Annotated in this window: 20 protein-coding genes and 3 pseudogenes; 9 read left to right on the top strand and 14 right to left on the bottom strand. The window is 69.5% G+C overall.

Annotated elements, in window-relative coordinates:
- Positions 1-344: 344 nt before the first annotated feature.
- Positions 345-617, top strand: a pseudogene (locus ACZ4RZ_RS45395) (transposase); the annotation flags it as partial.
- Here the strand turns inward: ACZ4RZ_RS45395 and ACZ4RZ_RS45390 are convergent.
- Positions 607-846, bottom strand: a pseudogene (locus tag ACZ4RZ_RS45390) (transposase); the annotation flags it as partial. The pseudogenes ACZ4RZ_RS45395 and ACZ4RZ_RS45390 sit on opposite strands and share 11 nt — an antisense overlap.
- A gap of 316 nt (positions 847-1,162) precedes the next feature.
- Entirely contained in the window at positions 1,163-2,029 is an 867-nt protein-coding gene (locus ACZ4RZ_RS45385; RefSeq protein WP_467753430.1) for an alpha/beta fold hydrolase, read from the bottom strand.
- 43 nt (positions 2,030-2,072) lie between these two features.
- Between ACZ4RZ_RS45385 and ACZ4RZ_RS45380 the strand changes: the two genes are divergently transcribed.
- Positions 2,073-2,558, top strand: coding sequence for a MarR family winged helix-turn-helix transcriptional regulator (locus tag ACZ4RZ_RS45380; protein WP_467753429.1), 486 nt, complete (start codon positions 2,073-2,075; stop codon positions 2,556-2,558).
- 197 nt (positions 2,559-2,755) lie between these two features.
- Positions 2,756-3,934, top strand: a complete 1,179-nt coding sequence (locus ACZ4RZ_RS45375; RefSeq protein WP_467753428.1) for a CapA family protein — start codon at positions 2,756-2,758, stop codon at positions 3,932-3,934.
- Between the two features lie 628 nt (positions 3,935-4,562).
- Here the strand turns inward: ACZ4RZ_RS45375 and ACZ4RZ_RS45370 are convergent.
- The 5 genes from ACZ4RZ_RS45370 to ACZ4RZ_RS45350 are packed head-to-tail and all read right to left on the bottom strand — an operon-like array spanning position 4,563 to position 9,535.
- Positions 4,563-5,840: an ABC transporter substrate-binding protein gene (locus ACZ4RZ_RS45370; RefSeq protein WP_467753427.1), complete on the bottom strand. Its 1,278-nt coding sequence runs from the start codon at positions 5,838-5,840 to the stop codon at positions 4,563-4,565.
- A 5-nt stretch (positions 5,841-5,845) separates the two neighbouring features.
- Positions 5,846-6,985, bottom strand: a complete 1,140-nt coding sequence (locus tag ACZ4RZ_RS45365) for a branched-chain amino acid ABC transporter permease (RefSeq protein WP_467753426.1) — start codon at positions 6,983-6,985, stop codon at positions 5,846-5,848.
- On the bottom strand, positions 6,982-7,863 hold the full coding sequence (locus ACZ4RZ_RS45360) for a branched-chain amino acid ABC transporter permease (protein ID WP_467753425.1): 882 nt from the start codon (positions 7,861-7,863) through the stop codon (positions 6,982-6,984). Before ACZ4RZ_RS45360 ends, ACZ4RZ_RS45365 begins: the two co-directional genes overlap by 4 nt.
- Positions 7,864-7,868: 5 nt before the next feature.
- Positions 7,869-8,783 carry an ABC transporter ATP-binding protein gene (locus ACZ4RZ_RS45355; RefSeq protein WP_467753424.1) on the bottom strand — a complete coding sequence of 305 codons (915 nt, stop codon included), beginning with the start codon at positions 8,781-8,783 and terminating at the stop codon, positions 7,869-7,871.
- Entirely contained in the window at positions 8,780-9,535 is a 756-nt protein-coding gene (locus tag ACZ4RZ_RS45350; protein ID WP_467753423.1) for an ABC transporter ATP-binding protein, read from the bottom strand. The genes ACZ4RZ_RS45355 and ACZ4RZ_RS45350 overlap by 4 nt, the downstream gene beginning before the upstream one ends.
- A gap of 186 nt (positions 9,536-9,721) precedes the next feature.
- Between ACZ4RZ_RS45350 and ACZ4RZ_RS45345 the strand changes: the two genes are divergently transcribed.
- Together ACZ4RZ_RS45345 and ACZ4RZ_RS45340 are read left to right on the top strand one after the other, a co-directional pair.
- Positions 9,722-11,017, top strand: a complete 1,296-nt coding sequence (locus ACZ4RZ_RS45345) for a PucR family transcriptional regulator (protein ID WP_467753422.1) — start codon at positions 9,722-9,724, stop codon at positions 11,015-11,017.
- Positions 11,014-11,661 carry a TetR/AcrR family transcriptional regulator gene (locus ACZ4RZ_RS45340; protein ID WP_467753421.1) on the top strand — a complete coding sequence of 216 codons (648 nt, stop codon included), beginning with the start codon at positions 11,014-11,016 and terminating at the stop codon, positions 11,659-11,661. The genes ACZ4RZ_RS45345 and ACZ4RZ_RS45340 overlap by 4 nt, the downstream gene beginning before the upstream one ends.
- A gap of 266 nt (positions 11,662-11,927) precedes the next feature.
- Here ACZ4RZ_RS45340 and ACZ4RZ_RS45335 read toward each other — a convergent pair whose 3' ends face one another.
- Together ACZ4RZ_RS45335 and ACZ4RZ_RS45330 are read right to left on the bottom strand one after the other, a co-directional pair.
- Positions 11,928-13,037, bottom strand: a complete 1,110-nt coding sequence (locus ACZ4RZ_RS45335) for a catalase family protein (RefSeq protein ID WP_467753420.1) — start codon at positions 13,035-13,037, stop codon at positions 11,928-11,930.
- A gap of 659 nt (positions 13,038-13,696) precedes the next feature.
- A complete protein-coding gene (locus ACZ4RZ_RS45330) occupies positions 13,697-13,846 on the bottom strand; it encodes a hypothetical protein (RefSeq protein ID WP_467753419.1) in 150 nt (49 codons plus the stop codon).
- Positions 13,847-14,194: 348 nt separating this feature from the next.
- On the opposite strand from ACZ4RZ_RS45330, the gene ACZ4RZ_RS45325 reads away from it, so the two are divergent.
- A complete protein-coding gene (locus ACZ4RZ_RS45325; protein ID WP_467753418.1) occupies positions 14,195-14,551 on the top strand; it encodes a peptidoglycan-binding domain-containing protein in 357 nt (118 codons plus the stop codon).
- Positions 14,552-14,610: 59 nt separating this feature from the next.
- Here the strand turns inward: ACZ4RZ_RS45325 and ACZ4RZ_RS45320 are convergent, their stop codons facing one another.
- The 4 genes from ACZ4RZ_RS45320 to ACZ4RZ_RS45305 all read right to left on the bottom strand — a co-directional run bounded on the left by ACZ4RZ_RS45320 (position 14,611) and on the right by ACZ4RZ_RS45305 (position 20,476).
- Positions 14,611-15,645 carry an MBL fold metallo-hydrolase gene (locus tag ACZ4RZ_RS45320; RefSeq protein ID WP_467753417.1) on the bottom strand — a complete coding sequence of 345 codons (1,035 nt, stop codon included), beginning with the start codon at positions 15,643-15,645 and terminating at the stop codon, positions 14,611-14,613.
- Positions 15,646-15,809: 164 nt separating this feature from the next.
- A complete protein-coding gene (locus tag ACZ4RZ_RS45315; RefSeq protein WP_467753416.1) occupies positions 15,810-17,255 on the bottom strand; it encodes an extracellular catalytic domain type 1 short-chain-length polyhydroxyalkanoate depolymerase in 1,446 nt (481 codons plus the stop codon).
- A 169-nt stretch (positions 17,256-17,424) separates the two neighbouring features.
- Positions 17,425-18,786: a tannase/feruloyl esterase family alpha/beta hydrolase gene (locus ACZ4RZ_RS45310; protein WP_467753415.1), complete on the bottom strand. Its 1,362-nt coding sequence runs from the start codon at positions 18,784-18,786 to the stop codon at positions 17,425-17,427.
- Between the two features lie 82 nt (positions 18,787-18,868).
- Complete coding sequence (locus ACZ4RZ_RS45305; protein ID WP_467753414.1) at positions 18,869-20,476, bottom strand: long-chain fatty acid--CoA ligase; 1,608 nt, start codon at positions 20,474-20,476, stop codon at positions 18,869-18,871.
- 241 nt (positions 20,477-20,717) lie between these two features.
- Between ACZ4RZ_RS45305 and ACZ4RZ_RS45300 the strand changes: the two genes are divergently transcribed.
- Positions 20,718-21,476: an ABC transporter ATP-binding protein gene (locus ACZ4RZ_RS45300; protein WP_467753413.1), complete on the top strand. Its 759-nt coding sequence runs from the start codon at positions 20,718-20,720 to the stop codon at positions 21,474-21,476.
- Positions 21,469-22,161 (top strand): ABC transporter ATP-binding protein, encoded by a 693-nt coding sequence (locus tag ACZ4RZ_RS45295; RefSeq protein WP_467753412.1) that lies wholly within the window; start codon positions 21,469-21,471, stop codon positions 22,159-22,161. The genes ACZ4RZ_RS45300 and ACZ4RZ_RS45295 overlap by 8 nt, the downstream gene beginning before the upstream one ends.
- 47 nt (positions 22,162-22,208) lie before the next feature.
- Here ACZ4RZ_RS45295 and ACZ4RZ_RS45290 read toward each other — a convergent pair.
- Positions 22,209-22,982 (bottom strand): annotated as a pseudogene (locus ACZ4RZ_RS45290) (RNA-guided endonuclease InsQ/TnpB family protein); the annotation flags it as partial.
- Positions 22,983-23,140: 158 nt separating this feature from the next.
- On the opposite strand from ACZ4RZ_RS45290, the gene ACZ4RZ_RS45285 reads away from it, so the two are divergent.
- The gene (locus tag ACZ4RZ_RS45285; RefSeq protein ID WP_467753411.1) at positions 23,141-24,388 is read left to right on the top strand and encodes an ABC transporter substrate-binding protein; all 1,248 of its coding nucleotides are present in this window, start codon (positions 23,141-23,143) and stop codon (positions 24,386-24,388) included.
- Positions 24,389-24,409 lie beyond the last annotated feature (21 nt).

Raw genomic sequence — 24,409 nt, 5'->3', positions numbered from 1 at the left:
GTCCGGCAAGACCGCCCCTGACGCATCATCAGCCAACTACACTCCGGACGACGCCTCTGACCAGGCCAGATAGCGAAACGCTGCTGGAGTACTAGTACTCCAGCAGCGTTTCGCTATTCCTTCTGGTCAGGGGCCTGATTTTGAGTGTAGTGGGCTGATGGCGGGTCGGGTGCGGGGTTGGCGGATGGCTCATCCGAAGGGTGGGTTTATGCGAGCGGGCCGTTGGGGGCGGGCAGGGTCCGAGTGTGATCGAGGATCTTGGAACTGGGCTGTGGGCAGCGGAACTTGAGGACCTTTGCCTGCGGGTCGGCGGCAGATTCTCGAGGGTCGAACCACGGCGGCGGATGCCGACTACGTCCGCGGACTGCTGGGCCCGGTCGGCCGCAAGAACCGCTGGCAGCTGGCCGAGTTCGCAGGTCACCGCACGCCGGACGGGCTGCAGCGGCTGCTGGCGGGAAGCCGGTGGGATCCCGACGAGATCCGCGACGACCTGCAGGCATACGTGGCAGAGAAGCTGGGCCGCCCGGACGGCGTCCTGCTCATCGACGACACCGGGTTCCTGAAGAAAGGCACCACCTCCGCCGGCGTGCAGCGCCAGTACTCCGGCACCGCCTGGTCGTCGTGCAGGTGCTCGAGCACGTACTCGCGAACATCGTCGCGCACCAGATCGGCATCCCACTTGGCCCGGCCCAGCAGATGCTGCATCCCGTCCGGACTTGCTTCCCCAGCCCGCTCGGCGATCGTCCAGCAGTTCTTGCGCGGCAGGTCCGACAGCAGCCCGAGCACGAAGTCCCGTGCCCGGTGGCGGGGTTCCACCCGAGTGAACCGGCCCGCGATCTGGTACATCAGGCCCTCGAACGCCTCCTGCCAGCGGGCAGGCTCTACGCTGTGACCTGCGGCCACCGCCTGATCTTCAGTCTCGATGAGGATCTCCGAAACACCTTCGAGGCTTGAGCCGACTGCTCGTTCAACGGACGGGTTTGGTGCATGGGTCTGTGTGCCCCTTGGTGGGTGGCGGCCGGGCCTGCACCTGCTGTGCGTACCCCTGCGCCCAGCTCTGTGCCCGGTTGATGACCGGCCCCGGCAGATCCGACCGAATCCCTGCCCAACACGCGCGCCAGGATGCCCGGGAAGATCCTCCTTAGACCGCACCCGGGGCGGCCTAGATCTCCTGATCGGCCGTCAGGAAGTCGGTGATCCGGCGGTTGGTCTCTGCATGCGCGGCGGTGGGCAGCGCGAAGTGGGTGAGATTGGCGAGGGTCTCGATCCGGGCGTGCGGTACGGCCTTGCGGGCGCGGGCTGCGACCTTCGCCGCGTCGTGGGTGCCACTGCGGCCGGCGAGGAGGACCAGGACCGGGACGCTCAGCGCCGTGGGGTCCGGGCGACGGCCGACGACTAGCTTCCGGTCCGCGAAGCCCGAGGCTGCCAGCGCGTAGAGCCGCTTCCAGTCCGGGTCGGTGTCCGTGCCCGCCGTCTCGTGGTCCAGGTAGGCGAGAGCGCGGGTTACCGTCGGGCGGACCATTACCGGCAGCGACCGCAGGAGGAAGGCGGGGCGGTAGCCGGCGAAGCACTGGGTCGGGTCGAGCAGCACCAGCCGGTCGACCCGCTGCGCGGCGTGCAGGGCGTACGTCAGGGCGATCCAGGCGCCGTAGGAATGGCCCAGCAGGTGCACACGGGATGCACCGAGGCCGTTGAGCAGCGCGTTCAGCCAGTCCATCAGGTCGGCGGTGGTGCGCAGCGGGCGCCCCTCACGAATGCTGCGGCCGGCGTCGCCGAGGATGTCGACGGCGAGCACCCGATGTTGGGTGCCGAGCGCCTGGGCGTTGGCGAACCATACTGCCCCGGTGGAGCCGCCACCGTGTAGGAGGAGTAGCGGGGTGGCGTCGGCGGGCCCGTAGGCATGGATGCGGGTGGTGCCGTACGGGGTGGGAACGTCGATCTCGGTGGTGCCGGCGGGCCAGCGGGCGAGCAGTGCGTCGTAGGCGGCGAAGAACTCCTGGGATTCGGACACAGTGAACTCCTCGGACATCGTCTCGTTGACCAATTCTCTCGCTTGGCGAGATACTAGCTGAGTGAGCGATGACACCTCCCCAGCGATGCAGCTGGTCCACCTCCTGCGCGCGGTAACCGTGGAATTCGATCTGCGCGGAGCTGAGTTCGCCGGGCAGAACGGCCTGCACTCGACCGACCTGCGGGCCCTCATCTGCCTGCTCGACGCCGAGCGGGCGGGCGCCACCCTCACCCCGGGACGGCTCGGCGAGGCGCTGCGGCTCAACTCGGCGGGCACCACCGCCCTGCTCGACCGGCTGGAGCGCCTGGGGCTGGTCCGTCGCAAGCGCGACGAACACGACCGGCGACGGGTCCTGTTGACGGTAGACCAGAAGGCCGTCGAGCTGGGCTGGGCCTTCTTCGGCCCGCTCATCGCCAACCTGGTCGAGGTGGCCGAGGACTTCACCCCTGGCGAACTGGACACCATTCACCGCTACCTGACCGCCGCCCTCCACGCCGCCGCTCCCGCCACCACCCCCAAGGGCCCCCGGTCGCAGACCCACCCGTAGCAAGGCGCCATCTCGGTCGGGACTTCACCAGCCGCACCGCACCGCCCGCCAGGCATACGCGCCGACTCAGCGCCCCCGGCACAGCAGCCCTCGCGAGGCGGCGCGGTCGGCGTCGAGCGCGAACGGGAACGGCGTCGGGAACACGCCGGTGGATGACCCTGCGTGAAGGATGGGTGCCTGCTTCGTAGCATGAGCCGGTGATCACGTCCGGCGGACAGTGTCCTCAGCAGCGGCGCGAGCGGCAGAAGGCGGTGCGCCGTCACCGCCTGTTCGCCCTCGGCCTGGTCGGGACCGGTGTGGTGGTCGGTGCGGCGTTGGTGTTCCGTGTCGGCTCCGAGGGCGCAGCCTCCATCGGCTCCGCCCAGGCCCCCCTACGGACGACCGGGATCACGGCGTCCGGTGCACCGGCGCCGCCGCGCCCTACAGGCATGGTGCGGATCGCTGCCGTGGGGGACGTCGTGATGGGCTCGCTGCCGGACGACCTGCCGCCGGATGGCGGTGCCTCATTCTTCGACCCTGTCGACGACCTGCTCGCCGGCGATGTGGTGCTCGGGAACCTGGAGGGCACACTCACCACCGACGGCTCCAGCAAGTGCGACGACATCGGCGGCCCGAACTGCTTCGCGTTCCACGCCCCGCCGTCCTACGCCCGTTGGTTCAAGAAGGCCGGGTTCACGGTCATGAACACGGCGAACAATCACATCGACGACTTCGGGGCGGAGGGGCGGCGCCAGACGTTCGCCGCCCTGCGCTCCGTGAACCTGCCGTACACCGGCCGCCTGGGCCAGATCACCATCCAGCAGGTACGCGGCATCCGGGTCGCACTGATCGGGTTCGCTCCCGACCGAGGGGCGAGTGACCTCACGAACATCCCCGCCGCAAAGCAACTCACCGCCCGCGCCGCGAAGATGGCGGACATCGTGATCGTCACCATGCACGCCGGCGCGGAGGGCTCGGACCGCACCCACGTAGAACCCGGCACCGAGTACTTCCTCGGCGAGAATCGCGGCGACAGCTACCGCTTCAGCCGTGCGGTGATCGACGCCGGCGCCGACCTCGTCGTGGGCAGCGGCCCGCACGTGATGCGGGGAATGGAGTTCTACAAGGGCCGACTGATCGCCTACAGCCTGGGCAACCTCGCCGGCTACAAGGTGCTCGGCCTCGGCGGCACACTCTCCACCAGCGGCGTGCTGCAAGTCACCCTCCGCACCGACGGCACCTACGTGTCCGGGCGCCTGCGCCCGACCCAGATCGTGGAGCCCGGCACGCCGGAGCCGGGCGGCGAGGCAATCGACCTCGTCTCCAGCGTGTCGGAGGAGGACTTCGGCCCGCACGCCGCCCACATCTCGGCGGACGGGACGATCCAGCGCCCGTAGCTGGGCGCCGTAGACGGCTGCCTCGCCGAGACCGGCCTGAGCATCAGACCCGCATGACCTGCCCCGACACCGCGATTTCAACCTCAGTAGGTGAGTCATAGGCCGTACCCTCGCGGGCGTCGTCCTGATGACGACAAACCTAGGAATGGCGGAGACGCAGCCTCAATGAACTTGCACGAGCTTGCGCGTAGTCACCGGTGATGTCCGTGCATCCGGTAGACGGTGAACGGGAAGACGGCGTGCAGCGCTGCGGACACCCAGGTCGACGCTGTGGTCAAGGACTCCGACGTAAGGACACCAGCCACGTTCGCGGCCATCGCCACGGCCACGCTGAGGGCGGCGTCACGACGCGTCCGGACAGGCCAGGAGCTGTGCGTCCGTGGGCCGGCTGCCCCCTGGAGCCGGGTGGCGGCCGACCCACGTACACACTTGGCACCCCCTCACCCATGGTGTCCCGTCGGGGAGCGGCCGGCCCCCCGTCCCGCGCCCGGCCGTCCATTCGGGAACGGTCCGGAGGGCGGCGGGCTCGCGGGAACGACCTGCCGCCCGCACCGCTGTGAGCAACCGGCCCGAACGCCTCAGTGAGTGATGGGCCTCCACTCCTCAGTGAGGGAGAGGCTCGAACGCCTCAGTGAGTGATCGGGCCGAACTCCTTGCGCGTGTCCACCGGTTCGCCGAAGAGCGACCACCGCTCGCCCTTGAACCGCATCAATTGCATCGTCTCGATCGGGAAGCCGTCATCGGGCCCAGTGGCCAAGGTGACGCCGGGCAGCAGCAAGCCCACCTTGACGTCCTTCAGGTTGCGCACCGCATCCCGCAGTCCCTCCCTGGTCGGGCATTTCATCGCGGCGAGTGCCTGGTGCATGCTGGAGGCGACGGCCCAGCCGTAGGCGTTGAACTGGTTGGCGGGGTCGGCGTCCGGTGCGAACTTCCGCATCGCCTGCCGATACGCCTTCATCTCCGGGTCGTCGGCCCACTGCGGATCGGCGGGGTCCTTGAAGTACGTGGCCGAGACCACGCCCTGGACGTTCTTGAATCCGACCGGCTTGAGCACAGCAGCGGACGAGGACACGTTGTTCACGATGTGCAGAGGGTTCCACTTGGTGTTCTTGGCGTCGGCGGCGAGGGCCTGGCTGCCGAACTTGGGCGTGGTGATGTTCAGGAGCACGTTCGCCTTGGAGCGGGCAAGGTTAGCCATCTGCGCGGACACCGACGGGTCGGTGACCTCGTAGCTCTCCTTGGCGACCACCTTGATGCCACTGCCGGCCACAGCTTTCTCGAACCCGCCGAGCAGGTCCTTGCCGAAGTCGTCGTTCTGGTAGAGGACCGCGACCTTCGCCTTCGGCTTGCTGCCCTTGAGGTACTTGGCGTAGACCCGTGCCTCCGCCACATAGTTGGGCTGCCAGCCAATGGTCCAGGGGTGCTTGTCGTCCGTACCCCAGATGGAGGCGCCGGTGGCGACGAAGGGCTGCGGCACCTTCTGCTCGTTGAGGTAGTCCCACACGGCCGCCGTGGAAGGGGTGCCCAAGGTCTGGAAGACCGCGAAGACCTTCTCCCGCTCGACCAGTCTTCTGGCCTCCTCCACGGCCTTGGGCGGCTGATAGCCGTCGTCGCGGACGACGAACTCGACCTTGCGGCCGTCGATGCCGCCCTTTTCGTTGACGTTCTTGAAGTAGGCGCTCACGCCCTTGCTGATCGTGCCGTACGCGGAGGCGGGGCCGGACAGTGGGTAGATGCCGCCCAGCTTGATGCTCTTGTCGGTGATGCCGGTGGTCTGCTGGCCCTTGCACGCGCCGCCGGCGGCGGTGTCCTTGTCCTCCTGCCCTCGCTGGGTGGCACAGGCGGTGGCGGTGAGCAGGGCTGCGGTCGCGGTGGCGGCCATTCGCAGAACGGTCCTGTTGCGCATGCGATTCATTCCTTTTCGGTGCGGGGCGGTGCGCCCACGGGTTCGGCTTCGGGCGGTGTGGGATCGGCAAGGGTTGCGGAGGGGGCGGGCCCGGGGGCCTGCGTCCGGTCGGGGGCTGTGGTGCGGGAGAGGCGACGGGCAGCTGCCCTCCGGACGCGGCTCACCAGACCGGCCAGTCCTGTCGGGGCCACGTACATCACCGCGATGATCAGTAGCCCGAAGACCACACCGGGTGCGGCCTCGCTGAGGTCCTGCGCCACGCTCGGCACGTACATCACGAACGCCGCGCCCAGCAGGGGTCCGTACAGCGATGCCAGCCCGCCCACCACCAGACCTGCCAGAAGCGTGATGGACAGCACGAAACTGAAGGAGTCGGGTGAGACGAAGCCGATCACCCACGTGTACAGACAGCCGGCGACGCCCGCGAACATCCCGCTCCACGCGAAGGCGAGGGTCTTGTGCAGCGACAGCCGCACCCCCATGACCTCCGCCGCACTTTCGTTGTCGCGGACGGCGAGGAGCGCACGGCCCACTCGCGACCGCAGCAGATTGCGGGCGACCAGCAGCGCCACGGCGGCTACGGCGAGGACGAGGAAGTACGTCCACTGGTCCTCGGCCAGTCCGCTCCACGCGGGCGGTTGCAGCTTGTCCACGGTCAGGCCCATGGAGCCGCCTGTCACCGGTTCGAGCCGCTTGAGCAGCGGTGGCAGGAACACTGCGAAGGAGAGGGTGACCAGGGCGAGATACAGCCCGCTCAGCCGCAGTGCGGGCACGCCGAAGCCCAGGCCGAGCAGGAAGCATCCGGCGGCGGCCACCGGAAGTGTGGCCAGATGGCCGGTGTCGAACCGGTCGAGCATGACCGCCGCCGTGTAGGCCCCGGCCGCGAAGAACGCGCCGTGCCCCAGGGAGATCTGCCCGCCGTATCCGACCAGCAGGTTCAGCCCGGCGAGCGCCACCGCGTACAGCAGCACCATGGTCAGCTGGAAGACCTGGAAGGGGGCGAAGTAGAACGGTGCGGCGACGGCGGTGGCCACCGCGGCCAGGGCGGTGAGAGCGGCTCGCAGTCGCCCGGCGCGGGTGCCGTCGGCGCGAAGGATCGCGGTGCTCGTACCCGTACTTGTGCTTGTACTTGTGCTTGTGCTCATGCCCGCTCCACCGCCGCCCGTCCGAACAGGCCCTGGGGCCGCACCAGCAGCACCGCCAGGATGATCACCAGCGGTACGCCGATCTTGAGGTCGGCGCCGACGACATCTACGTACGCCCCGGCCAGCGTCTCGGCAATGCCCACCAGCAGGCCGCCGACGACCGCGCCGACCGGGCTGTCGAAGCCGCCGAGGGTGGCTGCGGCGAACGCGTAGATGAGGACCCCGCCCATCATGTTGGGCTCCAGGAAGAGCAGCGGGGCGACGAGAACGCCCGACACCGCGCCGACCGTCGCGGCCAGGCCCCAGCCGAGCATCAGCACCCGGCCCACGCGGATGCCCGACAGCCGTGCGGAGACGGGATTGGCGGCGACCGCCCGCATGACCAGGCCGACCGAGGTGTGCTGGAACAGCAGGTACAGCAGACCCATCACAGCGGCCACCACGCCGATGATCCCCAGAGTGGACCAGTCGACGCTCACCCCGGCCAGGTCGATGCCGCCGTCGGGGAACGGCTGCGGGAAGTCCTTGACGGTGAACGACCAGATCAGGCCGGCCGCCGCGTTGACGAAGATGAACAGGCCCACCGTGACGATGACGACGGTCAGTTCAGGGGCGCCCTCCACGGGCCGGATGACCACCCGCTCCACCAGCATGCCGCCGATGAAGGAGATTGCCAGGGTGACCGGCAGCGCCAGCCAGAACGGCATGCCGGACGCCATCAACTGCCAGGCCACGTACGTGGAGAGCATGGCGAGCTCGCCCTGGGCGAAGTTGACGATCCCGGTGAACCGGTGGATCAGTACGAGGGCGAGTGCCAGGCTGGCGTACACCGCGCCGGCCCCGATGCCCTCGACCACCTGTTGGAGAAGTTCGGTCACGATGCTCACCCACCCTGGCGGGAGCGGACGGAGACTCCGAGGTACACCTCGGCGACCTGTCCGTCCTCACGGATCTGCTGGGCTGGGCCGGACAGCACGAGGCGGCCGGCCTCCAGTACGTGGGCCCGGTGCGCGATGTCCAGCGCGAGTTGGGCGTTTTGTTCGACGACGACCACGGTGGTGCGTTCCTCCTCGTTGACGGCGCGGACGATCTCGAACAGCTCGCGGGTGACCAGGGGCGCGAGTCCCAGGGACGGCTCGTCGAGGAGGAGCAGGGCGGGGCGCAGCATCAGTGCCCGGCCGATGGCGAGCATCTGCTGCTCGCCGCCGCTGAGACTGCCCGCGGCTTGGCGGGTGCGCTGGCGGAGCTTGGGGAAGTAGTCGTAGATCCGCTGCAGGTCGGCTGCCACGGCCGCGCGCTCGTCTCTGCCGCGGCGCAGGACGCCGGTGCGCAGGTGGGCGCCGACGCGCAGGTTCTCCTCGACGGTCAGGTCGTTGAAGGTGCCCCGGCCCTCGGGTACGTGCGCCACGCCGAGCCTGGCGGCCTGCTCGGGGGAGCGGCCCAGCAGCTGCGTGGCGTTGAGCGTCACCGAGCCGCGGCCGCGGACCATGCCGCACAGGGCCCGAAGGGTCGTGGTCTTGCCCGCGCCGTTCGGTCCCAGGATCGCGCACACCTCTCCCCGCGCGACGGAGAAGTCGAGGCCCTGCAGCACGCGGGCCTGGCCGTATCCGGCGTGCAGGTCCGACACGCGCAGGAAGTCCGGCTCGGCCGGTTCCCCGGCCGCGGTGTGCCCGGCCCCGTGACTGCCCGGGGCGACCTCTGCCGCGCCGGCGACGTGCTCTTCGACCGGGTGGTCCTGGCCCGTCGGATCCGTCCCCGGCATGGGGTCCTCGGGCCGGTCGGAGGTGTGGTCGTTCATGCCGCCCCCAGGTATGCCTCGATGACCCCGGGGTCGCGCTGGATCTGTTCCGGCGGGCCCTCGGCGATCTTGCGTCCGAAGTCGAGGCACACCACCCGGTCGCACAGGCCCATCACGAAACCCATGTGGTGCTCGACCACCAGGAGCGTGAGGTCGAAGTCCTGTCGCACGGCGCGCACCAGGTCCGCGAACGCGTCGACCTCGCCGTGGCTGAGACCGTTGACGGGTTCGTCCAGCAGCAGCAGCCGGGGCCGTACCGCGAGCGCTCTGGCCAGTTCCACGCGCTTGAGCGTGCCGAACGGGAGCCCGGAGGCGGGCTGGTCGGCTACGTCCCCCAGGTCCAGCCGCTGCAGCAACTGGGCAGCCTGGTCGCGCATTTGTGCCTCCTCCCGCCGGACGCGGGGAAGCCGCAGCGCCGCGGCGAGGTGTCCGGCTCGGCCCCGGCTGTGCGCGCCGACCATGACGTTCTCGCGGACCGTGAGCCGTGGGAACAGGCCCAGGTTCTGGAAGGTGCGGGCGATGCCGCGGCCTGCCACGGCGTGCGGCGCGAGAGCGAGCAGGTCCTCGCCCTCGTACCGCACCGTTCCGGCATCGGGTGCGCAGCGCCGGGTGAGGCAGTTGAACAACGTCGTCTTTCCGGCTCCATTGGGCCCGATGAGCCCCACGGCGGTGCCGGCCTCGACGGCGAACGCCACGCCGTCCAGAGCGGTGATCCCGCCGAAGCGCACGGTGATACCGTCGACCGCGAGCATGTGTGACGCCCTTTCCGAGATCCCTGGGGGGTGGGCGAGCGTCACAGTAGGGGGGCGCCTTCCGGGCGCACATTGGGTGCGAGAACCCAACTTCGCGACCGGTGGACTGTGCGCCGCGCACAGGTCGGCGCGAATTCCGGCTGGACCTGTTGACGGGACACGAGGACGCGCCCCACGATCTGCGCCATGCCTCGTGCGCTTGTCATCGGCACCCCCGCTCTCCCCGAACCGCTCCGACAGGAGCGGCGTCGGATCCTGCGCGCCGTGCACGACCGGGTCGAGGAGGTGGCGGACACCGCCGTGGCGGTGATGCGCGAGGAGATCCCGTCGTACGCGGTGCAGGACGAGCGGTTCTTCGACGATGTACGCGACCAGGTCCTCTCGCACTACAGGATCAAACTGACGGTGCTGGCGGGTGAGGGGGACATCGCGCCGGAGGACCTGGTCTTCAGCCGCGCGGCGGCCATGCGCAGAGCACGCGCGGGGTTCGCCCTCGAGGACTGGATCAGCGCCTTCCGGGTCGGCCGGCAGGTTTTCTGGGACGCGCTGCTGGAATGCGCCGGCACCTCACCGGCGGCGCAGGAGGCCGCGTTGTCCCTCGTCACACCCTTGATGCGGTACGTGGACTTCGCCAGTACGCATGCGGCACAGGCCTATGTGGAGTACCAGCAGCACGTCGTGGCGGACGCGGACCGGGAGCGCAGGGACCTCCTGGAGCAGCTCCTGGCGGGTGTGGCGCCGACACGCGGCCCCCTGCTCGCCGCGGCGCAGGCGTACGGCATCGGGCCGCACTCACCGATGATGGTGGTCGTGGCGGCCTGCGTCCGCGACAACCGCACCGGGGACACGGTGTCGGCCGAGAACGGCTATGCCACCAGCGCGGCGATCAGCGTCGCGGGTGTCTGGGCCAGCAGAACGCTGGTGGTCGTGCGCCACGGCGAGGTGGTGGCGATTCCCATGGTGCGTGCGGGCATGGACGAAGAGGACGTGTGCGCGCACTTCGACGCCATGCAGCAGCGGCTCGCCCGGGAGGGGATCGTGCTCTCCATGGGCATCAGCACTGTTGCCCGGGGCGCCTCCGAACTGCCGCGTGCCCACCAGGAGGCACGGGAAGCGCTCGAACTGGTTCCGGCCGGAGGCGGAGTGGCGGCGCTGCCCCGGCTGTCCCCGTTCGACTATCTGGCGCTGCGCGCCGACGACATCGCCCGTCAGCTGGTCGATCCGCGGGTGAGCGCGCTGTTGGAGGAGGACCGCAGGCGCGGGGACACGCTGGCGGACACGGTGCGTGCGTTCGCCGACGCAGACCTGAACCTGCGCCTGGCCGCCGACCGGTTGCGCGTGCATCACAACACGGCGCACTACCGTTTGCGCCGGATCGAGGAACGCACCGGCCGCAATCCGCGCCGGATCGCGGACCTCCTGGAACTGCTGGTCGCCCTCGCCATCCGCGACGGGGCCCAAGAAGGCGAGGACAGGCGGTGAGCGAGACCGTTGAGCCGGCATGGAACGAGGTCGCACGACTGCGGCCGGCCGTGCAAGGGATTCCTGCCGCGCCGGACCACTCGGCCCGGCGCGCGCTGCTGGACGCGGCGCTGGAGGTGTTCACCGAGCGCGGCTACGCCGACGCCAGCCCCACCGAGATCGCGGCGCGTTCCGGCATCCCCGTCGGCAGTCTCTTCCATCACTACGGTGGCAAGAGGGGGCTGTACCTGGAGCTGTGGGAGGAGTTCCGGGAGGAACAGGAACGCCGGACCGCGGGGGTGCTGGCCGAGGCGCGCAGCCGCGGGGTGGAAGACCCCATCGCCCTCTTCGTGGAGGGAGCGAGGGCCTACCTGGAGGGCGCCTGGGAGAACCGCCGCATCGGCAGGCTGCTCGTGGAGAACGACGGCCCGGCGGGTTTCGACACGCTGCGGCGGCAGTGGGACCGTGCCTGGGTGCGGCGCAACGCCCGGCTCCTGGAGGTGGACGAGCGGCGGCGCGCGGGCCGGGTACGGGTGATCGTGCTGACCACCGTCATCGGAGGGGCGGCGCGGGAACTCGGCGACTGCGCGGACGAGGCGGAGGTACGGGAGATCGTGGACGAGGTGTGCGGCATCTTGTCCCACTTGTCTGCGTCGCCCGGTTGAGCGCCCGGCACCGGCCCGGCCTCGGCCCCGGCGGCGGTACGGCACATGCCGTGCCGCCGCCTTCTCCGCCGAGCCCGGACCGGGCGGTGCTCCGGCAGGGAGAAACCGTTCCGGGCGACGGCACCTGGTGCGGGCCCTCGCTCAGGCGGGTCTGACAACCGGTCAGCGGGTCAGCGGGTCAGCGTCGAGGCCGCGATGCCGCCCGACCCGCCGGCCGTCGGCGCCTGACCTGCCGGCCGCGGTGTCGGCCGTGGGCGACCGGCGGGTCAGCCGAGGAGTTCGGCGCTGCCGGCCGGCTCCTGCCGCCGCTGTCCGTTGATGCGGTGCCTCTCGATCGAGGAGCGCCGGTAGACCTCCTCGCGCACCCGCATGATCTCCCCGATGGGCCGGTGCTCCTCACGAGAGCGCCAAGGGGTGATCGAGGTGCTGTCGGCGGCGGACAGGTTGGACTCGCCGGAGATGTCCTGGCGGGGGATGTCGACGCGGGCCACGGTCACCCAGGGGGAGAGTTGCTCCGGCCATTCCACCGAGGTGTTGTCCACCGGCATGCGCCCTAGATCGACGTTGAGCTGAACCTGAAGGTCGAAGGCGTGGTCGCGCTCTCCCGCCTCGGTCACCAGCGTGTTGCGGAACGCCTCGCCGTCGGCCAGCACGTCCACGTCGCCGTGCGTCAGGCCCGCCAGGGACTGCTGTGTCGGGACGGTGCGCATCTTGGCGATGTAGTCGCCGTGGCGGAAGGCGCCCATGCTGTTGTAGGTGTACGACAGCAGGTTCTTCCGCGGGACCTGGGTGAACGACATCATGGCGAACAGCTCGTCCCACAGCCATTCGTCCCGGTCCAGCGTGCCCCCGCGGGTGAGGAAGTCCGCAAGCCACTCCCGCCGGGCGGCCGGGTTCAGCAGGGCGTCCGGGAGTTGGGCGAAGAGCGGCTCGATCATCAGGTAGTCGCGCACCCGGTTGGCGAAGAACACACGGTTGTTGATCAGGTTGAGGTCGAACGTCGTCGCCTCCGTCTCGTCGTGCAGCAGTGAGCGGCCGGGCACGCCGAACAGCTTGATCCCCATTCCGCAGGCGGCTCCCAGCAGGGAGTCGGCCCGCAGATGGCCCAGCCCGTTCGAGTAGCGCACCACGGCGTCGAAGCTGTCCGGCCGGGCGAAGATGCCCTGGGCGTAAGCCCGCGGTGCGTCCAGGATCCGGACCGTGGCCTTCACCAGTCCGTAGCTCTTGCCGTGAGCGGTGCGCACGGCACGCCCGACGCCTTCGGCTCGGACCGAGTCGCGGGTGCGTCGGCCCACGTTGCGGACGACTTCGGCGAGTTCGTCCTCGTTTCCCGGGCGCTCGATCGGCTGGTAGGCCTCGAACCTCACGAAATCCATGACCTGGCTCCCCTCCTGCTGACGGCACTCGCCCCCGGACACCAGCAGGGGGCGATGTGTTCAGTGCAAACCTATGAAGCAATTTAGTTGTGCACAACTAAGTTGTCCGTGATGCTTCCCACTCGGTCCATGGGGCAGGGAGGGTTCAGGAGCCTGCCCCGGCGTACTGCGGCAGGCGGTCAACCCCGGGCGGCAACTGCGGCATGTGGCCTGTGTCGCGGCAGACGGATGAGACGAGGCCGCGTGGGATGCGTATCGCATGACAACGAAACAACAAGGCGTGGCCTGATCGTGCGGCTGAGCTTCCCGTCACGGAACCGTCCCCGGGGGCACGGGACATGACCTTGCACATGCATGGCCGACATGGTTGAGGAGGACTGCCGGTGGGCCTCAACGACACCGAACCACAGCGAGCTCCCGGTTCAGGCCCTGATGTCGCGCAAGAGGTGCGGGACTCCTTCCAGGCCGTGCTGGACGCCTTGGACGCCGCACGCGCCGACCTCTACGCGTTCGACGAGCAGCAGGAGCGGGCCGAGCTACCGCCGCCGTCCTGGGGTCGCCACAGTGAACCGGCGAGGGACGCCGGTTTCTTTGATCCGACCCCGTCTCCGACCCGGAGCGCGACCCCGTCCCAACACCTGACCCGACGGACACAGCGGTTAGGGCGTGAGCCCGATCCCGATCCCGATCCGGATCGACCGCACGGCGTCCCGCCGTCTGTCGTGCAGCCACTGCGGACCGATGGCGCACGTGAAGTCGATGTCCAGCAGCCGGTCGTCGTGGAGCCGCTGTGGATGCGGGAGGGGCATCCGGAGACTCTTCCACCCCCGCCAACGAGAACGGCGCGTGGCGCAGGCACGACACACGCCGCGCCGCCGGTGACACCCCGGCCCCCAGCCTCCCTGCCCCCAGCCCCCCAGCACGCGGGCGCGCGTCGCGGGACCGGTCCGCGCCCGGACGCGACTCGGTCGGCCACCCCGCAACGCTCGATTCAACACCCGGTTCAACGCCCGGCCCCACAGCCGAACCAACTCCTCGCCCCGCCGGGGGCGTTACCGCCACCCGTCCGCGCGTACGCGACGAAGAGAAGCCAAGGATGGCGGCGCTTCACCGACCGGCGGGAGACCCGTGTCGCCGGAGTCTTCGGGCTGGGCGCCGTGAGCGGACTGCTGCTCGCCTCCTCGCTGCTGGTCAACAACTCCGTACCGGAGGCCCCCTCCCCGCCGGCTGGGCGGCTGGGCCAGCCGCTGCCCGATACCCCGGCTCCCTCGCTCCCCGAGATCCCGGGTACGGGTGTGCTGCGCCAGGGCGACAGCGGCCATGGAGTCTACGAGTTGCAGGTACGTCTGCTTCAGGTCCCGAACATCTACGACGGCGGCGCGATCGACGGCCGCTACGACGAGGAAGTCCGGCTGGCCGTAGCCAGATTCCAGAAGTGGTACGGCATCCGCGGCGACGAGACCGGCGTCTACGGCGACAACACTCGCCACGCTCTCATGTTGCGCACACGGTAGCGGGCGGCAGCCATGCGATGGCAGCCGCAGCCCGCTGCCGTGCGCCTGAAGAAAGCGGTCTAGCGCCGCGGGAGAGTGATGCCGCTGAAGGCGTCCAACAGCGCGATCCTGATGTCGTCCGCTCGCGCGCGGTCGAGGACGGCGTCGAAGGCGGCCGGAGTGTCGTCCAGGAATTTCCGTTGCAGTGGGAGGCCGGGACGGACCGGGCTGAAGAAGTCGTTCCAGTGGGTGGGCACGACGACGCTGGGCTGGGCGGAGCCGATGGTGGCGGCGAGGTAGTCCTGCCTGAAGGCGTCACTCGCTCGTCCGAGACCGCCGACGCCGAGGAACAGTGCGTCGGCGCGCACGCCGGCGAGCGCGCCAGGGACCCAGTTGGCCGAGCCCTTGAACAGCATGCTCGTCTCAGGCGTCGTCACGAGGAAGTCGTACGTTCCCCCCTCCTTGTAGTCCCTGATGGGCGCGGGCTGTCGCAGCGGCCGGTCGATGGTCGCGCCCTCGCCGCCGAACGGGTCGGGTGAGTGCCTGGAGCCGATGGTGCGCACCGCGAAGCCACCGACCTGCACCGGGGTCTGTATGCCCAGCGGTACAAGACGCTCTTCGGGGATGTCGCCGCCTCGAGCGATGTTCAGCGTGGAGGGAGAGCCATGGACGGTCGCTCCGGTGCGGTGCGCGATGTAGGCGAGGTCCAGGGCGTGGTCGTGGTGGGAGTGCGAGATGAAGATGGCCCGCACTCGGTCCGCTCCGGCCTTGTCGAGGGCTGCGTCCACCGCCACCGGATCCGTGGCGACGGGTGTGTTGAGCGCGGAGCTGAAGAGGCCGACCGGGGTCAGAAACGAGTCGATGAGGATCTGAGTGGTGCCGTCGTCAACGAGCATCATCGTGGTGCCCAGGGACGTCACCTTGACCGTGCCGTCCCCGGGCAGGCCGCTGTCGTCGGCGAGCAGGTCGCCGTAGTCGTCAGGGCCGCCCGAGTGGCGGATCTTGGTCTGCCAGGCAGCGCCCAGTGCCACCGCAGTCAGCACGACCAGCGCCGAGCCGAGATGTCGAAGCCGGTGTCGCCGCCCCCGCGGGTGCTTCCGGTGGCTGCTGCGCATGGTGTCCTCCGTTTGCCCTGGTGGCATGGCCATGGGCGAGGATAGTCAGGCGGCCGATGCCCCGGTGAAGGGCACGTGGGCTGATCCGTGAGCTCCATGCGGGACGGCGGCGGCCGGTTGCCCCTGCTCACCGACGGCAACGCGGTGAGCAGAGACCTGCCTGGTCAGGCGGGGCAGCCGGAGTCGGCGATGACGTAGTAGCCGGTGGAGGTCTCTTCGAGGGTGTGGGAGGTAAAGGTGTTGTACAGGCCCATGTTCTGGTTGGAGCCGTTCGCGTAGGTGTAGCCGCCGCTCTGGTGGGCGCGGCCCGCGGCGACCTGGCTGTAGTTGCTGGCCGTGAAGCACTGGGGTTGGAACCCGGTCGTGTTTGCCGGCACGGCACCCGAGGTGGCACCGGCCCTGCCCGATGAGTCGACGGCGGCGACGGTGTAGCTGTATGCGGTGCCGGAGGCGAGCCCGGTGTCCGTGTACGAGGTGGAGGTTGTCGAGCCGATCGTCGTACCGCCGCGGTAGATGTTGTAGGACGCGGCGCCGCTGACGGCGTTCCACGACAGCGAGACGCTGGTGTCCGTGGTGCCGGTGACCTTCAGACCGCTGGGTGCGGGCAGGCTGCCGGTGCCACCGCCGGAGGTGCCGTCCAGGCCCCAGAACTTCGCTGTGTAGTAGCTGGAGCAGATGTAGTTGAGGTAGTACGTGCCGGTCGTGCCGCACTGGTCGGCCCCGGAGCCGGGGTTCACGGCGAGGCCGTGCGCCATGCCGGAGATGGTGAAGGTCTCCACGGCGGGCTTGCCGTCGGCGTCGTTGTAGACGGCCTGGGTGGTGCCCCCGGTGAGCGTGGTGGTCGAGGACGGGGTCTGGCCGATGCCCCAGATGTTGGTCCACTGGTCGCGGGACTCGGTGGCGTTGGCGGGGTTGACCGTCGAGTCGCCGGAACCGTGCCAGATGGCCACCCGCGGCCAGGGCCCGCTCCAGCCGCCGGACGCGCTGCGGACCAGGTCGCCCCACTGCTGCGGGGTCTTGCTGACCGGGTTGTACTCGCAGGTGAGCCCGTTGCTGAGATCGGTGGCGCAGCCGGCCGGGATGCCGGAGTCGATGGACCCGCCGGCGAAGACGTCGGGGTAGTCGGCGAGCATCACGGAGGTCATGGCGCCGCCGGCGGACAGCCCGGTCACGTACACGCGGGCGGGGTCGCTGCCGTACTGGGACTTGGCGTAGTCGACCATCTGCTTGATGGACAGGGCCTCGCCCTGGCCGCGGGTGTAGTCCCCGGACTGGTACCAGTTGAAGCACGAGTTGGCGTTGTTGGTGCTGGAGGTCTGCGGGAAGACCAGTGCGAAGCCGTAGGCGTCGGCGTACTTGGGCCAGCCGGAGTGGCTGTAGTAGTCACTCGCGCTCTGGGTGCAGCCGTGCAGCGCCACGACCACCGGAGCGCCGGGCGGCAGATTGTCGGGGACGTAGGTGTACATCGAAAGGTTGCCGGGGTTGGAGCCGAAGCCGGTCACCTGGGTGAGCGACGCCGCCGATGCGCTCTGCGGCACGGCGAACAGGGCGAGGAGCAGGGCCAGCAGCCCGGCCCAGCAGGAGATACGGGCGCGGTCACGAACCGACATGCGGTCCTCCCGTGGTGAGGGGATGGGGGGTGGACGCCGCTCCGGTCGTCCCTCCGGAGCGGGCGGTCCGCTGCACCGTAGAACCGCAGCGGCTGCCCGCCAGCGGAGGCGGACCACACATCTCGATCACCGCGGGTGTCGGCCGCCTCCACTGGGCATCACGTCGACGTCAGCGCAGCACGCAGGAGTTGACCAGGTCGCCGGATGCGGGCCTGGGCACGACACCGCTCGCCGGCGGGGTCGCCCGGTGCTCGACCCAGTCGGTCAGGACGCCGAAGGCGGAGCGGTAGCAGGGCAGGATCGGGCGGAGCCGGTCCGGATAGGCGTCGTACAGGCCGTCGACATGGGTGCCGCCCTCGATCGTGTAAGAGCGGTGCAGACGGCCGCGGTGGCTGTCGGCGATCATGCGCGTGTAGACGTCCGAGTCCGTCGCGATCGGCAGCAGCGCGTCGAGCGAGCCGTGCAGCGTGAGCATGGGTTTGCCGATCCGGCCGGTGAGCGAGATCCGCTCGACTGCCCGGCGTACGGAGAGCGGCCGCGACGCGTAGTCGTACGAGGCGTCCGAGGCGCAGGGCGCGAGGATCTCGGCCGTCGTCGAACCGGCTGACGCCCCGGGGCACTTCGGGTCGTACGAAGGGTCGACCTCGGCGCGGTACACCTTCTGCGTCAGGCCCCAGTAGGCCGCCTCGTGGTAGGGCCACAGGAACTCGGTGCCGAGGGCGAATCCGGCGGCGAGCATGTCGTCGTGGGTGGCCCGGCCCGCCTGGTAGGCGACCGCGGTCGGCAGATAGGTGAGCAGGTTCGGCCCGCCAGGCGTCCAGAGCGTGCCCTCCCAGTCGACCCCGCCGTCGTACAGTTCGGGGCGGTTCTCCAGCTGCCAGCGGGTCAGATAGCCGCCGTTGGAGATGCCGGTCATGTAGGTGCGGCGCGGCTGATGCCCGTACGCCTGCCGGACGACGGTCTTCGCGGCGCGCGTCAGCTCGGTGGTGCGCCGGTTCCATTCCGCGATCGCGTCACCTGGCCGCTTGCCGTCGGTGTAGAAGTCGGGGCCGCTGTTGCCCTTGTCGATGGAGGCGAAGGCGTAGCCCTGGGCGATGGCCCAGTCGGAGATCAGGGTGTCCAGCGAGTACTGCTTGCGCGTCCCGGGCGCGCCGGTCACCACGAGGCCGCCGTTCCAGCGCTCGGGCAGCCGGATGACGAACTGGGAGTCGTGGTTCCAGCCGTGGGTTTTGTTGAGGTGCGAGGAGTCGGGGAAGTAGCCGTCGACCTGGATGCCGGGGACACCGGTGGGGTTCTTGGTGCCCTTCGCGGCGAGTGAGGCCCAGTCCGCGGGGTCGGTGTAGGCGGTATCGGCGGTCGCGGCCGTGGTCATGTCGGGCAGACAGGCCGTGGTCTGCAACTCCGCGCCGGGTACGGCGATGTGGGCCTGGCCGGCGCAGTGGTGCGCCGAGTCCGCGGTGGCGCTCGCGGACACGCCCGCCGTCGACAGGAGCGCGGCGGACAACAGGGTGAGGGGGCGTCTGAGGTGCATGGTTCGGCCTCCGGGCGGGGGAGAAGGGGACATCGGGTCGCGAGCTGTCCGACCAGCGGCTTCGGACAGAGGGGCTTTTGGATCAGGAGTCGAAGCGGGCGCGCAGCGCCTTCTTGTCGAACTTGCCGACTCCGGTGCGCGGGATGGCCTCCACGACCTCGATACGGTCCGGGAGCTGCCAGCGCGCGAAACCCCCGGCCTCGAGGTGAGCCCGTATGCGTTCGAGGGTCACGGTGGAGCCCGGGCGCGGGGCGACGCAGATCAGCGGGCGTTCCTGCCACTTCTCGTCGGGGACGGCGATGACCGCCGCCTCGGCGACCTCGGGCAGGGCCATGACGGCCGACTCCATGTCCACCGAGGAGATCCACTCGCCGCCCGACTTGATCAGATCCTTCGCGCGGTCGGCGATGACGACATAGCCGTCCGGTGAGCCGACGGCGATGTCCCCGGTACGGAACCAGCCGTCCTCGGTGAACTGGGCGGCGCCCTCGCCGCCCAGGTAGGAATCGGCGATCCACGGGCCGCGCACCAGCAGATCACCCATCGAAATGCCGTCCCAGTCCAGAGAGTTGCCTGCCTCGTCGCGGATGTCCATCTGCACGCCGGGCAGTGGAAGGCCCGCCCGGGTGCGCACCGCGTCGGTGATCCGCTCCTCGTCCCAGTCACGCATCCGTTCCTTCGGCCACGCCAGGCTGGCCAGTGGCGAGGTCTCGGTCATGCCCCACACCTGCACCAAAGGGATGCCGAAGTCGCGCCGGTAGCGTTCGATCAGGGCGCGTGGCGGACGGGCCCCGCCGCACAGCAGATGCCGCAGTTCGGGCAGGCCGCCGCGGGCGGTGATCTCGTCGGCGACCGCCATCCAGATGGTGGGCACGCCGGCGGCGACCGTGACTCGCTCGGCGGCCATCAGCTCGACCAGGGCCGCGGGGTCCAGCGAGCCGCTGAGGAACACCTGCTTGGCACCGTACGGAGTGGCGGTGTAGGGGACGCCCCAGGCATTGGCGTGGAACATCGGCACGACCGGCAGCACGCAGTCACCGGGGCCGATGGACATGGCGGCCTGCGAGGACGCGGCGATGGCGTGCAGCACAGTCGAACGGTGTGTGTAGAGCACGCCTTTGGGGCGTCCGGTGGTGCCGGAGGTGTAGCACAGACCGAGGGGCGACCGTTCGTCGATGTCGCGAGGGGCGTAAGCGTCCGGCAGACCGGCGATCAGCTCCTCATATGCCACCACCCCCGGCAGCGCGGTGTCGGGCACCTTGTCGCCGAGCACGACGACGTGCCGCACGCCGCCGAGGCCGCCCCGCTCGTGCACCTTCTCCAGGAGGGGCAGCAGATCGGGATCGGCCAGGACGGCGCGGTCGTCCGCGTGGCCGATGACGTAGGCCAGGTCCTCGGGGGAGAGCCTCAGGTTCAGGGTGTGCAGGACCCGCCCGGTGCACGGCACGGCCCAGTAGGCCTCGAGGTGCCGGTAGCCGTTCCAGGCGAGGGTGGCCACCCGGTCACCGGCCGCCAGACCGAGGGCGTCCAGAGCGTGCATCAACTGCTGGGCGCGGCAGGCGAATTCGGCGTACGTGTAACGGTGCACACGGCCGTCGGGAAGTCGCGTGACGACCTCGGTGTCGGGGAAGTAGCGCGGGGCGTGGCCGAACAGCAGCCAGGTGTTGAGCGGGGTCTCCATCATCGCCATGGCGCACATCGTCACCGCGGTGCGGGAGCCTAGCGACGGAGGAAGACTCCAGACCGTCCCGCACCTCAGTGGAGCAAGTACCCACACCGGCGACGGGCGGCGTGACGCGGGAAGGGAGAAAACCCACACCCGCGCAGGGGTGGCTTGTGGAGATTCTCTCCGTAGCCGCTGCTCATGGCCGAACTTAACGTCTGCCCCACATCGGCATCCGCCGGTGCATCCGCTGCCCATCCGAGGCGTCATGAGACAACCGCGCGCCATTTTGGTCACCCAAGGCCTGTCCAAGGAGTTCCAGGGATTCCGCGCCGTCAGCGCGGTGGACCTGAGCGTCGCCGAGGGCACGGTCCACGCGCTCGTCGGCCCCAACGGAGCAGGAAAGACAACCCTGTTCAACCTGCTGACCGGATTTCTCAAGCCGACCAGCGGGCACATCACCTTCGACGGACACGACATCACCGGACAGCCGCCGGAGCGTATCGCCGGCCTCGGCGTCGCCCGCTCCTTCCAGGTCACCAGCCTCTTTGAACAGATGACGGCGAGGGAACACGTCGAGCTCGCGCTCCAGTCCGGCACCGGTCTCGGCCGCCGGTTCTGGCGCACGGACAAACTGATGCGCCGCTTCTCCGGCCGTGCCTTGGAACTCCTCGGCGACGTAGGGCTCGCGCATCTCGCCGACCGGCCCGCCGGAAACCTTCCCTACGGACAAAAGCGCGCCCTGGAACTGGCCCTCGCCCTCGCCCTGGATCCCGCGCTGCTGCTGCTCGACGAACCGACGGCCGGCATGGGCCTGGAGGACATCGACCGCACCGTGGCCCTCGTCGACCGGATCCGTGAGGGACGCACCGTGGTGATGGTCGAGCACAACATGAGCGTCGTCGGCTCGCTCGCCGACACTGTCACGGTCCTGCAGCGCGGCGAAGTGCTCGTGGAGGGCCCCTACGACCGGGTCAAGACCGATCCACGGGTCGTCGAGGCGTACCTGGGGGCCGACGTTGCTTGAGATCAAGGACCTCAGCGCCCAGTACGGCGAGGCCACGGCCCTGGACGAGGTGTCCCTGCGGGTCGGCGAGGGCGAGGTCGTCACCCTCGTCGGCCGCAACGGCGCGGGCAAGACGACCCTGCTGCGCTGCGCCATGGGCCTGCACCGTGAGATGACCGGCCGGGTGGCACTGGCGGGCCGGGACATCACGACGGCGCCCGCGCACCGCAGGGCCCGGCTCGGCCTCGGCTATGTGCCCGACGACCGAGGCATCTACGCGGGCCTGACCGTCGAGGAGAACCTGACCCTGCCGCCGGCCGCCCCACGCTCCGCGTGGCCACTGTCCCGGATCTACGAGGCCTTCCCGGTGCTCGCCGCACGCCGCCGCTTCCCCGGCGGCAAGCTCTCCGGCGGTGAACAGCAGATGCTCGCGCTCGCCCGGGTCCTGCGCGCCGGCGCACGCGTACTGCTGTGCGACGAGCCGACCGAGGGCCTGGCTCCGGTGATCGTGCAGCAGATCGGCGAGATTCTGCGCGGGGCCAAGGAGCACGGAGTGTCGGTTCTGCTCGTGGAGCAGAACCTGCGCTTCGCCTCCACCGTCGCCGACCGGCACTACCTCCTCGCGCAGGGCCGCGTCGTCGAGTCGCTCGACAACACCGACGTACGCCGGCGCGAGGGCGAACTCCTCGCCTATCTCGGACTGTGACACCCCGTCACCCCGCTCATTCGGGACGTACGCATGAGGAGGATGGATTCGTGCAGGTGGTCTTGGCGCCGGTCGGCGATACGGGCATGGATCCGGGCGACCTTGCGGCGCGCCTCGGCCCGGTTCGCGCCGTCGCCCCTGGCCTTGCGGGACAGCTCCCGCTGCGCCTTCGCCAGGCGCGCCCGGTCCCTGCGCTCGAACGTCGGGTTGGTGACCTTCTCCCCGGTGGACAGCGTCACCAGGCTGGTGATCCCCGCATCGACCCCAACGACCGCGTCTGTAACGGCGTGCGGTTTCAGGTTCAGGTCCTCGCACAGCATCGCAACGAACCAGCGGCCCGCCGCGTCCTGCGAGACGGTCACCGTCGTCGGCACCGCCCCCTCGGGCAGAGGCCTCGACCACACGATATCCAGCGGCTCCGTCATCTTCGCCAGCGTCAGAACGCCGTTGCGGTACCCGACCGCCGACGACGTGTACTCGGCCGAGCGGCGCGACTTCTTCCTGGACTTAAAACGAGGATACTTGCCCCGCCTCTCCCAGAAGCTGACGAACGCCCCGTGCAGATGCCGCAGGCACTGCTGCAACGGCACGCAGGACACCTCGGACAGGTAGGCCAGCTCCTCGGTCTTCTTCCACGCCGTCAACATCGCCGACGTGGCGTTGTAGCTGACCCGCTCCTTGCGCGCCCACGCCTCGGTACGGGCGGCCAGCGCCAGGTTGTAGACCTTCCGCACACACCCGAACGTGCGCGACAACTCAGCCGCCTGCACATCAGTCGGATAGAAGCGGTACCGATACGCCCGCCTCACGTGAGTGGCCACATCCCACAAACTAGCAAACCAACTCGTAACTCCCTGCGGGCAGTTGGAAGGTGGACGCCGATCTGCCCTGACGGCGAATCAGCTATTCCTTCCCTCAGCTCCGTAGGAGTCCCGTTCCCTTCCGCCCAAAAAGGGTGGAGTATCCACGGAGGAATCAGATGAAGCACAGGCTGTCGACGGTCGTGGCCACAGCCGCCGTGGGGGCACTGCTCGCAGGCTGCGGGGGCGGCGGACCGAGCTCGGGCGGCGGGAAGGTCAGCGACGACAAGATCGTGCTCGGTGTACTGACCGACCTGTCCGGCGTGTACGCGGACATTGCGGGACCGAACTCGGTACAGGCCGTGCAGATGGCCGTCGACGACTTCAAGAAGAAGTACGGCGACAAGGCCGTCACCCAGAACATCGAGGTCATCAAGGCCGACCACCAGAACAAGCCGGAGATCGCCAACACCCAGGCCCGCGAGATGTACGACCGCAAGCAGGCCGACGCGCTCTTCGACGTGCCGACCTCGTCGGCGGCGCTCGCCGTGCAGACCGTCGCCGGCCAGGCCAAGAAGCTGTACTTCAACACCGGGGCCGCCACCACGGAACTCGCGGGCAAGACCTGCAATCCGTACACCTACGAATGGGCCTACGACACCTACATGCTGGCGCACGGCACCGGCGACGCCGTCACCGCACAGGGCGGCAAGAACTGGTACACGATCTACCCGGACTACGCCTTCGGGCAGGACATGCAGAAGAAGTTCGAGACGGCCATCGCGGGCGCGGGCGGCAAGATCGTCGCCAAGGACCCCACGCCGTTCCCCAGCGACAACTACTCCACCTTCCTGCTCAAGGCACCGCGCTTGAAGCCGAAGCCGGACGTGCTCGGAGCCTTGCAGGCCGGCGGTGATCTGGCCAACGTCGTGAAGCAGTACCAGCAGTTCAAACTGAAGGACAAAGGAATCGAGCTGGCCATCGGCCTGCTCTTCGACAGCGACATCAAGGCCATCGGCGCGGACAAACTGGCCGGCACGATGTTCACCACTGCCTGGTTCTGGAATGTCGACCCCAAGGCGCAGGCCTGGGCCGACCGATTCAAGGAACGCACAGGACAGCGGCCCACCTTCGTCCAAGCGGCCGACTACTCGGCAGCGACGCACTATCTGGAGGCCGCGCAGAAAGCGGGCAGTGACAAGGCAGCCGACGTCTCGAAGGAACTGGACGGCACCAAGTTCAGCGACTTCTTCGCCCACAACGCCACCGTCCGCGCCGAGGACCACCGGATCGTTCACGACGCCTACCTGGCCAAGGTCAAGGACCCGGCCAAGGCGAGCGAACCCGGTGACTACACAGAGCCGGTCAAGACCATCCCCGCGGCCGAGGCATTCGACAAGCCTTCCCCCGACTGCCACCTCAGCTGACCACCAGGGCCCGGTGGCCCG

This window comes from Streptomyces sp. NPDC027189 (assembly GCF_055566975.1).
This window is presented reverse-complemented; position numbering and strand designations above follow the sequence as displayed.